Genomic DNA, 10,948 nt, shown 5'->3' on the forward strand with positions numbered 1-10,948 from the left:
CGAGCGCCTGCGCCACGCTGGCGTGACAATCGAGCGCCTGCGTCACGCTGGCGTGACAATCGCGAGCGCCGGCCGATCCACAACCCCGTCAGACCCGGGTTTGCGCTGCCAGCCATCCTCCGAATTCCGTGATATCGCGACCATGCGCCGGCGCGACATGGTCGCAGCCGAAGCCGGTGACCCAGCTGCCGTCATCCAGTTCGACCTTGCCCAGCTGCATCGGGGCGGGGAGCTCAGCGAGGAATTCGCCGAGCGCCGCGGTTGAGAGCACCCACCGCTCCCCTACGATCGCCGCACCGCCGTCGTCGGCGCGCACGAGCCCCGGCTTGGGCGGAACCGTGTCGAGTGCGAACAGCCGGTATCGCGGTGCGGTCGCGAGTGGCCCGGCCCACCGCGCTCCACGTTCGGTGAGTTGATGCTCCAGGGGCTGCCCGCGCAGGTGGGCGCCGAATACCGCGAGTTCGGTGACGGGCGTCCCTGCGAATTCCGGCCAGGCGGCACCTGCCGGTTCGGCGAGGAAACGTGCCGCCAGATCAGCGATCACACCGTCATGGAATGCCGGCGCCAAGAGCGTGACACCGAACTGGGCACCGTCGGACACTGTGCCGGCGGGAACCGCGATGGCACACATGTCGAACAGATTGCAGAAGTTGGTGTATCGCCCCATGCGGGCGTTCACCGCGATGGGATCGGCGGCGACCTCGGCGATTGTCGGATGCGCGGGTGCCGTCGGCACGAGCAGGGCGTCGCAGTCGGCCAGTTGTGCAAATGCCTCATGCCGCAGCTTTTCTACTCGACGGCGGTCTCGTAGCAGATCCGCCGCCGAGTAGGAACCGCCGGCCGCGACGATGGCCGTCACGGTCGGGTCGAGACCAGCGTCTGCTTCTGCGGTGGTCACGAATTCGCCTACGGCATCGAATCGTTCAGCGACAAGCGCGCCGTTGTACAGCAGATCGGCCGCCGCGAAGAACGCGTCCATTGCGATCGGCACGGTCTCAAAGCCCGCCGCCTGCGCCTGGCGCACCGCCGCGCCGAACGCATCGCGCCAATCCGCATCGAGTTCGGGCAGTTGATCGGGTATCGCGACACGCGGAGCCGATGCGCCGGCGAGCGGCGTGTCCGGTGCCCAATGGCGTTGCGGAGCACCGGCACTCATGACCGCCATCGCCCGCTGGGCCGTGTTCAGGTCCCCGGCGAGGATCGTCACACAGTCGTAGCTCGCGCATGCCGGCACCACACCGGCCGTGGACACCACCCCGATCGTCGGTTTGATCCCGACGATGCCCTGCAGCCCGGCAGGTACCCGGCCCGATCCTGCGGTGTCGGTGCCGATCGCGATGTCGGCGAAGCCCAACGCGACCGCCACCGCCGACCCGGAGCTGGAGCCGCCGGAGATGTAGTCGGGACGACGTGAATCCCGCACGGGCCCATAGGGACTACGGGTTCCGACGAGTCCGGTCGCGAACTGATCGAGGTTCGTCTTGCCGATGACGACGGCACCGGCCGCCTTGAGAGCGGAGACGACCGGTGCGTCGGCATCGGGGGTGTAACTGAACCCGGGGCAGGCCGCCGTCGTCGGCACCCCGGCGACGTCGACATTGTCTTTGACCGCCAGCACCAGACCCGCCAACGGGCCCTCGGCAGCGCGATATTCGGCCTCAACGTCATCCTGTGGACGCAGATGGATGAAGACTTCACTGCGCCCGCTCTGCTCGATCCGGCCGTAGATGTCGGCGATGCGCATCATGCGGACTCCTTCCTCACGAATTCTCCTGCCGCCGCCCAACGTTCGCGTTCCCCGGCCCGCGCGGCCTCCATCATGGCACGGGTGGCGGCGATGTCGTCGGCGTTGGCGGCGAGGAACTCCTCGTGCTCGGCGAGCGAGAACACGCCGTCGGTGATCTCGACCTGACCTCGGCCTGCCGCCATGTCGGCGCGCAGATCCGACAACTCCTCAGCGGACACGGGGTACCACTGGATCCGGTCGAAGAACCGCAACAACCACGGGTGCTGCGGTTCGAATCCCTGTGCGGCGAGCGGATGCCGATGATTCCAGATCTGCGTTGTCCGACCGACGAATTGGTAGCCGCCCGGCCCCTCCATGCCGTAAATGCACAGATAGGCGCCACCGATACCCACCGCGTTCTCGGGCGTCCACGTGCGGGCCGGGTTGTACTTCGTGGTCACCAGGCGGTGGCGGGGATCCAGCGGCGTGGCGACCGGCGCGCCGAGGTAGACGTCGCCGAGCCCAAGCACGAGATACTCGGCGTCGTAAACGATCCGGTGCACGTCGTCAGTGGAGGCCAGCCCGTTCATCCGCCGGATGAACTCGATGTTCCACGGGCACCACGGGGCATCGGCCCGCACGCCGTGCATGTAACGTTCGATCGCCTCACGGGTGGAAGGATCGTCCCAGCTCAGTGGGAGCCGGACCGTTCGGCTCGGCACGACGAGCTCCTGCGCGGCGGGCAATGACGCCTCGATCTCGATGAGCATCGGCACCAACGCCGACAACGGGAGCCGCCCCGGATCCACCTTGACCTGCAGCGATCGCACACCGGGTGTGAGATCGATCAGGCCATCCGGCCGGTGCTGTTCCAGCGCGGCGTGCAGTGCATGGGCACGTGCACGCAACGCCAGGTCGAGGCGCATCTCGCCGTACTCGACGAGGACGTTGTCGTCCCCGATCCGGCGGTAGGTGACGTTCGTGGTTTCGTCCGATGATATTGTGCGGGCGAGGATCCCGTTGTCCTGGTCGCCGCCCGCGGAGAACACGGCGGGGAGGAACGCGCGCCGCTCGCGTCCGACCGTCGCGGCCGGCGGCGCTGCCGCGGTCCGCACCGGTACGAACCGCACCGTGGCACCCGGAGCCAGCTGACCCAACTTCCAGCGGTCGGCGGCCGTGACGGTGACCGGACAGACGAAGCCGCCCAAACTGGGTCCGTCGGGGCCGAGCAGGATCGGGGTGTCGCCGGTGAAATCGAGCGAGCCTACCGAGTAGGCGTTGTCGTGGATGTTCGACGGATGCAGCCCGGCCTCGCCGCCGTCGGGACGGGCCCACTCCGGCTTCGGCCCGATGAGCCGGACACCGGTGCGGTCGGAATTGAAGTGCACTTCGTAGTCATGGCTGAGCATGGTGTCGATGTCGTCGCGCGTGAAGAACTCGGGAGCCGAGTGCGGACCGACGGTCACGGCGACGAACCAGTGCTTGCCGATGGCCGGTTGCTCGTCGAACAGAATGCGCCGACGCCTGCCCACCGGCGTGCCGGCAGTTTCCAGTTTGTCGCCGGCACACAGCACGCGACCTTCATGGCCACCGAACCGGCCCAGCGTGAATGTCGCTGCGCTGCCGAGGTATTCGTCGGCAGCCAGGCCCCCGCCCACGGCGAGGTAGATGCGCAGGCCTGGACCGTCGACCATACCGACGTCGAGCACCTGACCGGCCTCGACCAACACCGGCTCCCACTGCGGGACCCGCCTGCCATCGACGGTCACCGGGGCCGGCGCACCTGCTACGCACACCCACGTGTCGGTGTCGAAGCGCAGTGCCGGGCCACCCATCGTGGCCTCCAAACCCGGCGCGCCCTCTGGATTACCCACCGCGATGTTGGCGAGCCGGAACGACACGTCGTCCATCGGTCCGGACGGCGGTACGCCGACCTGCCAGTACCCGATGCGGCCCGGCCAGTCCTGGACCGTGGTGGCCATGCCGGGGCGGATGACCTCGATACCGCTCGTCATGAGCGGGTCACAACCATCCGCACCGCCGTCGGGTCGAATCCGTTGCAGGGGTTGTTGATCTGCGGGCAGTTCGAGACGAGCACGAGGGTGTCGATCTCGGCACGCAACGACAACTTCTTGCCGGGAGCAGACAGCCCGTCCACGATGCCAAGCGATCCGTCGGGATCGACGGGCACATTCATGAAGAAGTTGATGTTGCTGACGATGTCGGCCTTCGTCAGGCCCCACCGCGCACCCTCGCCGATGAAGTTCTCCACACACGCGTGCTGGTGTTTGGTGTGGTGGCCGTAGCGCAGGGTGTTGGACTCCTGCGAGCATGCGCCACCGAGCGTGTCGTGATTGCCGACTTCGTCGTCGATGATCGTGAGCATGGGCTCGCCATCACTGTCGCGCAGTACCGATCCGCTGGTCAGAAAGATGTTGCCTTGCGCGGCGACGGTGGCGGGCGCACTGTATCGGACACCGTGATCGTCGGCACCGTAGAACAGGGTGTCGACGGCCTGGTTTCCGTGCAGGTCGATGATGGTCAACACGTCTCCGGCCGTCACGATCTTCGACCATCGCCCCCGGGGGGCGACGATTTCGTCAACGATTGTCGCGGTCATCGGGCACTCCAGACATCTTCGGAATTGAGAAAGGCACGTTGGTATTCGGGGTCCCGATCGGTGAGGTGGGCACCGATCTCGGCGAGGTCGTCGGGTGCCGACCACGCCAGCACCTCAAGTGAGCCCACGTCGAAGGTCGGCGCCGGATCGAGTGGGTGTGCGGTATTGGCGATCGCGACGATCAGCGGCAGGTGCAGGAGCAGTTCGACGGCCGTTCCCGCGCCTGCCGATCCGGTCGACACCAACGCCCCGTCGGGTTGTACCCGCACGCCGTGAAAGAACGACACGCTCGGCGCCACGTCCCGCCGGGTCAGGCCGTTCTTGAGCGCGGCAAGCGCCAACAGTTCGCCTCCGGCCGGGCTGGCCGATTCCGGGCTTCCCGCACCGTATTTCGCGTTGTTGCCGGACAGCGTGGTGGTGCCGCAGACCGCGTCATGATGGCCCGAGGTGTCCGAGACGATGGTAGCGAGCACGCGGCCCTGATCGCTCAGCAGGGGGTGTCCGGACGAAAGATACGCCTGCCAGGGCACTTTCACGGTGTCGGCGACATTGAGCCGCTCCCATGGTGCGTCGGCACGCCAGAGCAGCAGGTGCGCGCACGCCGTGCCGTGCAGGTCACGCAGCCGCAGCCGGGTTCCGCGCGCGAGCACCTTCGTGGTGTAGCGGCCACCGGGAACCGTTTCGGCCCACGTCAGCTTCTCGGCGGCGATCCCGTCTGGCGGCGACGGCCAGCTCGACGCCGGCACCACCGGCATCGAGTCGGTGATCGCTGTTGCTTGAGCGCGCGCGTGTTCACGCGCACCCGCGGTTGTGGATGTCTCTGTCGTGGTGGACATTCAGGCTCCAATCGTGACGGGCTTGGGGTGGGTCTTGCCGCGTGGGAAGCACAGCGCGCCGAGCAGCACGGCGGCCGCGATGCTGAGCGGTCCCGCCCATTGCAGGATCGGCAGTTCCCCGGTCGGGTTGAAGATCTCGGCGCGGGGCCAGCCCAGATTGACGATCATCAGCGCGCCGTAGACGACGGCGAGAACGTTCACCACGAGGCCGAACCGGCCGAGTGAGAACAGCGGCAGCCCTTCGGCATCCACCTGGCTGCGCTGCACCGGCCAGCCTTTGAGGCGGCGATACAGCAGCGGCGCGGTCACCAGCAGATAGGCCAGGTAGATCAGGATGATGCAGACGCTGGCCAGCGTCGCGAAGATCGCCGAGTTGCCCATGTTGACCAGTAGCACCGCGATGCACAGCACGCCGATGAGCACCGACGGCCAGATCGGGGTACCGGTGCGCCCGTTGACGCGGGACAGGATCGCCGACGCCGGCAGCCGGTCATCGCGGGCCATCGAGAACATCAGTCGTGACGCGGCAGTCTGAATTGCCAACGTGCAGATCATGATCGCGATGCAGACGTCGATCAGCAGGACCGTGCCCCACGGCGAGGACAGCACCGTGTCGAGCACGTACGGCAGTCCCTCGGCGGCCAGCCGGCCGTCGGTCAGGCTCGGCGCGGCCATCAGTGCGCCGAGAATCATCAGCCCGCCACCGAGCGCCGACACCGAAAGCGCAAGACGAATGGTGCGCGGTGCGACCCGGCGTGGGTTGCGGGTTTCCTCAGCAAGCTCACCGGCCGAGCCGAAGCCGACCATCACGTAAGCCGCCATCAGACCGGACACGATCCAGGCCCAGATGTAGCCAGGCTGACCGCCGGCATGGCCGGTGTCGAACACCACCTGCGGTCCGCGCTGGGCGTGGGTGAAAAACACCCCGATGACGGCGACGACGCCGACGATCTCGCAGACGACGCCCGCGCTGTTGACACGTGACATCCATTTCACACCAAGGCAGTTGATCGTCGTGGTGACCACGAGCAGCACCGTGCCGAGCAGTACCGCGTTGGCCGCGCCGCTCGGCGAGGTCAGCGCCGGATCGTCACCGAGGATCTGGAACCCGGACCAGATCGACGGCAACACCACCTGCAGCGCGATCGCGGCGGCCGAGGCGGTGACGATCTGCGCCAGGATCATGAACCAGCCGCCGAACCAACCGACCACCTCGCCGCCCATCCGCCGCGACCATTGGTAGATGGCCCCCGAGATCGGGTAGCGCGCGGCGAGCTCTGCGAAACAGAGCGCGACGAGGAACTGGCCGAGGAACACCGCGGGCCACGTCCAGAAGAACGCCGGCCCGCCGAACCCGAACCCGAGGCCGAACAACTGGAAGATCGTCGTCAGGATCGAGACGAACGAGAAGCCCGCCGCAAACGACTCGAACTTGCCGAGCCTGCGGTGCAACTGCTGGTCATAACCAAACTCGGCCAGGTCCTGGTGATCGCCGGAGTGACCGTCCGACACGTCGTTTCCCGGCGCCGTTGCGCTGCTGGTCATAAGCGTTTCTCTCGGGTTGGGGCGCTGCCGCCACGGGCTTAACTGTCAGACGACAGATAACCGTTTGCGCATGTCGTGAGCGTCACCCGGATGTTTCGTTCATGTAGCCGCCGGTAAGGATTTGGTTGCCGAAACCTCACGGCGGTCTGGCCTGTCAGAATCGCCGGTATGCCCGAGGGTCTGCTGGAACGCGCGCAGCGCGAGGTAGCGGCGGCAGGCAGTGCACAAGCGCTGCTGACGGCGTGCCGGTCAGCGCACGACGGGGTCCGCCACCTGCTTGAAACCCGCACGGGCGCAGCGACCGTCGCGGCCGCCTGGTCGGCCCTCGGACGGTCCGCGCTTGCCAGCGCCGCGCGGACCCTCTCCCATGCGGCAGCAGGAACGTGGTACGCGTCGGGCAGCATCGGACGAGGCGACGCGCTGCCGGGTTCGGACCTCGACACGCTCTTCGTACGCGCGGACACCACCCCGCCGGATGCCGGCCTCGGCCATGCGATCGAAGTTCACGACCTCCTCGCCGAGTGCGGCTTTCCCGCCGACGCGAAGGGCGCGACCGCGGCGCGGGCCCGGTTCAACCGCTCCGCGCACGAGTGGACCGCCGGAATCGACACGTGGACCGCCGACGCTTCGGCCGACCGCGGCGTGGTGATGATGGGACTGCTCGCCGATGCGGTCCCGGTCACCGATGGACCTGACCTGCGCGGCCGGCTCGGTGTCGCGGCCCGCCGGCATCCCGGCGCGTTGGCGGCCATGTTGCAAGATGCGACGCATGCCCGTGGCCATGTCCCGTCCCGACTGCGGGTGCTGACCACCGGCGAGAGCGGCGTGGACGTCAAGTACGCGGCCGTCGACCCGGTGGTGCGCATCGCACGCTGGGCCGCACTCAGTTGCGGCTCGACGGCACTGCCGACGAGCGAGCGGATTCGCGACGCGGCAGGCAGCCGCTACCTCGACGAAGACGATGCCACGGCACTGGAGAAGTGTTACGCGATCGGCTCGAGCATCCGCTGGCGGTTACGCGCCACCCGCTGGACACCGCATGGGCCTGTCGACGATCGCACCGATTTGTCGGAGCTCTCGCCCCAGGACCGCACCGCGCTGCGCAGCATCGGCCGCGAACTCAACGGCGTCCGGCGCAAACTCGACTATCTGGCGTCGACGTCGACGTTTTCGGAGTGGTGAGCAGGCGCGAGCGTCATGCGCTCGCCCAGACACTTGCCGCAGAACGCCTCGAAGGTTGGCGGCCCACTTCCGCGGAGGTTTCCGATCTCACCGAACTCGCCACGGGGGCAGTCACTTTCGGGCAGTATCTCGGACGCCATCTGCCGCACGAGATCCACCGGTACCGGCGGCCGCTCTTTGCGCGGCGCAAGCCTTATCTCATCCCGGGTACCACGGTGCTGCGCAACAATTTCGGCGTCCATGACGCCGCGACGCTGGCCCGGCTCGAGTTCGTGGCCACAGCGGGCCGGATTGTGCAGGTTCACCTACGACCCGAAGACCATGACCTCGACGCCCGAAGGTTGCACCAGCACGTGTTCGGTGACGTGTACGCGTGGGCCGGCGAGCCGCGTATCGTCGAACTCCGCCGCGGCGACAGCACGTTCGGCTCGTGCGAACGCATCCCACGCGCGCTGCGGGCGCTGCAGAGCGACATCGACTCGCTGGCGCGAGCGGCGGCCGCCCTCGACGGCGGCGAGCTCGCTTATCGGCTCGCCCGAATTTACGCTGTCTACAACCAGATTCATCCGTTCCGGGAAGGCAACGGCCGCACCGGGACCCTGCTATTGCACCTGCTGACCGTCCGAGCCCGCCGACGGTTGTGCCTGACCGACGTCTCGCGCGCCGATTGGATCACCGCGTCCCGCGACTCGCTGCCCTTTCGGCGTGACGGACCGCCAGATCCGCGACCGTTCATCCCGATCCTGCGGAATTGCCTACGGGACTGCGACATATGAGGCCAACTATCTCGGCTCGGTCAGGTAACGCTGCATCGTCGGCCCAACCCACTCGACCAATTCATCGGCACTCGCCGAAGCCAGTGGTTCGATCTTGAGCTGATAGCGCGCGAACGCCAGGCCCACCAGATGCGTCGTCACCAGTTCGACGCGCAGTTCGGCATCGGTCACGCCGAACTGAGCCGAAACCCGTTCTGCCACCGGTCCGGCGAGGGAATCGTGTAACAGCTTGCGCGCCAAGGGCTGTATGGCTGCCGACCGCCAGACCGTGAGCAGCGGGTCGAACGACGCTCCCTCGTCCCACCGTTGGATGAAGTCCCGCACGAGTCGCGCACCGATGTCGTCGGGACCGTCGTCGAGCAGATGTGCCAACTGGTGCAGCGGATGCTCGGGGGTGTCGAGCACCGACGCGGTGAACAGGCCTTCCTTGTTCCCGAAGAAGTAGTACACCATCGCGACGTCCACGCCGGCCGCGGCAGCGATGCCCCGGACCGTCGCTTTTTCGTAGCCGTCACGCATGAAGTGCTCGCGCGCGGCGTCGATGACGCGTTGTCTGCTCTGCTGGCCGGTCCGCCACCGGCCGCTGCGCCGGGTCTCCGACATGCTCCGAAGTTTACTTCAACAAGCGTTGACCTTTCGCACCCCGGCGGCGTAGCGTTTTTCTTCAACAGCGGTTGAAGAAAGGATCCGACGATGACGAGACGACGGCTGTGGTGGCGGCATCTGATCTCGGTGCTGATCGCCCCTGCGACGATGACGGTGTTCATACCGGCGGTGATCGCCCAGTTCACCGAGGTGAATGCACCCGATCTGGGCACGACGGAAGGCCTGCTGCTCGCGGTCGCGGGGGCCGCCCTCATCGGGCTCGGGCTCTGGTTTCTGGTGTGGACGGTCGTGTTGTTCGACCGAGTCGGCGAAGGCACGCTGGCGATCGGTTCACCGGTTCACCTGGTGCTGCGTGGTCCCTATCGATACGTCCGTAATCCGATGATGACGGCCGTGTTCTCCATCCAACTCGGGACGGCGGTCGCGACCGCCTCGCCGTGGTTGTTCGGTTGGTTCGTGCTGTTCTGCACGGTCGTCACGATCGCCATCCCCACCGTCGAGGAGCCACACCTGCTCCGCCGGTTCGGTGCGGAATACGAGGCATACCGGCAGAATGTCCCCCGGTGGATTCCCCGCGTGACGCCGTGGGTGCCGAAATATGTTGACTGACGGGCTATTGCGTGGGATCTGGTTCGCCGCGGTCGCGCCACTCCCAGCTCGCGCCCGCGGTCAGGGTGCCGGGCTCGAGCTCGGTCCGTCCGGCATCACGGATGTGCACCGTTTGCGCCAGGATCTCGTCAGGCTTGCCCCCGATGACGATCACCGGATGTTCGTACTCGATGCCGTAGAGCTTGAGCGCCGCGTGAACGGCGTGCGCGGCGGCCTTGCCCCGGGACATCTTGGCGTTCGAATTGACCCTGATGACCAATCGCTTCTCCGGAGCGGGCGGTGCGTCCTCGATGGCATCCATGGCACGAGGGTAGAACGGCGGTCATGCCTCGTCGCCGATCACCTCACGAAGGAACTCGCGACCGTGGATCGCGGCCAGCAGTGAGCTTTCCGACGAGCGATTGGCCACGAACAACATCTCGTCGCCGGCTTCCAGCACATCGTCGGGTTTCGGCAGGATGACCTTGCTGCCCCGGACCACCGTGACCAGCGCGGTGTCGGCCGGCAGATCCAACCGGTCCACCCGTTGCCCCACCACCGGGTTGTCTTCGGGGAGCGTCAGTTTGGTCAGCTCCGCCCGGCCCTCGCGCAACCCCATCAACCGCACCAGGTGCCCGACGTCGATCGCGCCTTCGACACCGGCAACCAGCGCGCCCGGCGTCGACACGGCCACATCGATACCCCACTGCTGGCTGAACAGCCACTGGTTGCGGATGTCATTGATACGGGCCACCACACGAGGCACCCCGAACTCGGACTTGGCGAGGAGCCCGACCACCAGGTTGGCCTTGTCGTCGCCGGTCGCCGCGATGAGCACGTCGCAGGTTTCGGTGCCCGCCTCCTCCAGCGCGGAGAGTTCGCAGGCGTCGGCCAGCAACCAGTCGGCGGCGGGCACGGTCTGCGGCTCGAAACTGCGGCGCTCCCGTTCGATCAGCAGGACCTTGTGGCCGTAATCCAACAACTCGCGCGCGACGGAACGACCCACGTTGCCCGCACCTGCAACCCCGATGCGCATCTTTCGTTCCGCCACTCAGTCATTTTGACCTAT

The 10,948-nt window shown here is 67.1% G+C and carries 11 protein-coding genes; 3 read left to right on the forward strand and 8 right to left on the reverse strand.

What is annotated here, in order from left to right; all coding sequences use genetic code 11:
• Positions 1–88: 88 nt before the first annotated feature.
• The 5 genes from atzF to ACOI2T_RS24900 are packed head-to-tail and all read right to left on the reverse strand — an operon-like array spanning position 89 to position 6,727.
• Positions 89–1,747, reverse strand: coding sequence for an allophanate hydrolase (gene atzF, locus ACOI2T_RS24880; protein WP_409505861.1), 1,659 nt, complete (start codon positions 1,745–1,747; stop codon positions 89–91).
• A complete protein-coding gene (locus ACOI2T_RS24885) occupies positions 1,744–3,741 on the reverse strand; it encodes a 5-oxoprolinase/urea amidolyase family protein (protein ID WP_409505862.1) in 1,998 nt (665 codons plus the stop codon). The genes atzF and ACOI2T_RS24885 overlap by 4 nt, the downstream gene beginning before the upstream one ends.
• A complete protein-coding gene (locus ACOI2T_RS24890; RefSeq protein ID WP_409505863.1) occupies positions 3,738–4,346 on the reverse strand; it encodes an urea amidolyase associated protein UAAP2 in 609 nt (202 codons plus the stop codon). The genes ACOI2T_RS24885 and ACOI2T_RS24890 overlap by 4 nt, the downstream gene beginning before the upstream one ends.
• Positions 4,343–5,182, reverse strand: coding sequence for an urea amidolyase associated protein UAAP1 (locus tag ACOI2T_RS24895; RefSeq protein WP_409505864.1), 840 nt, complete (start codon positions 5,180–5,182; stop codon positions 4,343–4,345). The genes ACOI2T_RS24890 and ACOI2T_RS24895 overlap by 4 nt, the downstream gene beginning before the upstream one ends.
• Positions 5,183–6,727 carry an amino acid permease gene (locus ACOI2T_RS24900; protein ID WP_409505865.1) on the reverse strand — a complete coding sequence of 515 codons (1,545 nt, stop codon included), beginning with the start codon at positions 6,725–6,727 and terminating at the stop codon, positions 5,183–5,185.
• Between the two features lie 168 nt (positions 6,728–6,895).
• Here ACOI2T_RS24900 and ACOI2T_RS24905 point away from each other — a divergent pair, with 168 nt between their 5' ends.
• Together ACOI2T_RS24905 and ACOI2T_RS24910 are read left to right on the forward strand one after the other, a co-directional pair.
• The gene (locus ACOI2T_RS24905; protein ID WP_409505866.1) at positions 6,896–7,909 is read left to right on the forward strand and encodes a putative nucleotidyltransferase substrate binding domain-containing protein; all 1,014 of its coding nucleotides are present in this window, start codon (positions 6,896–6,898) and stop codon (positions 7,907–7,909) included.
• On the forward strand, positions 7,906–8,685 hold the full coding sequence (locus tag ACOI2T_RS24910; protein WP_409505867.1) for a Fic family protein: 780 nt from the start codon (positions 7,906–7,908) through the stop codon (positions 8,683–8,685). The genes ACOI2T_RS24905 and ACOI2T_RS24910 overlap by 4 nt, the downstream gene beginning before the upstream one ends.
• Positions 8,686–8,691: 6 nt before the next feature.
• Here ACOI2T_RS24910 and ACOI2T_RS24915 read toward each other — a convergent pair whose 3' ends face one another.
• A complete protein-coding gene (locus ACOI2T_RS24915) occupies positions 8,692–9,288 on the reverse strand; it encodes a TetR/AcrR family transcriptional regulator (protein ID WP_409505868.1) in 597 nt (198 codons plus the stop codon).
• Between the two features lie 90 nt (positions 9,289–9,378).
• Between ACOI2T_RS24915 and ACOI2T_RS24920 the strand changes: the two genes are divergently transcribed.
• The gene (locus tag ACOI2T_RS24920) at positions 9,379–9,900 is read left to right on the forward strand and encodes a methyltransferase family protein (protein WP_409505869.1); all 522 of its coding nucleotides are present in this window, start codon (positions 9,379–9,381) and stop codon (positions 9,898–9,900) included.
• 4 nt (positions 9,901–9,904) lie between these two features.
• Here the strand turns inward: ACOI2T_RS24920 and ACOI2T_RS24925 are convergent, their stop codons facing one another.
• Together ACOI2T_RS24925 and ACOI2T_RS24930 are read right to left on the reverse strand one after the other, a co-directional pair.
• Positions 9,905–10,201, reverse strand: coding sequence for a hypothetical protein (locus ACOI2T_RS24925; protein WP_409505870.1), 297 nt, complete (start codon positions 10,199–10,201; stop codon positions 9,905–9,907).
• A 21-nt stretch (positions 10,202–10,222) separates the two neighbouring features.
• Positions 10,223–10,915, reverse strand: coding sequence for a potassium channel family protein (locus ACOI2T_RS24930; RefSeq protein ID WP_409505927.1), 693 nt, complete (start codon positions 10,913–10,915; stop codon positions 10,223–10,225).
• Positions 10,916–10,948 lie beyond the last annotated feature (33 nt).

Source organism: Mycolicibacterium wolinskyi str. Jessa 2025, from assembly GCF_049241375.1.
GTDB lineage: Bacteria > Actinomycetota > Actinomycetes > Mycobacteriales > Mycobacteriaceae > Mycobacterium > Mycobacterium wolinskyi.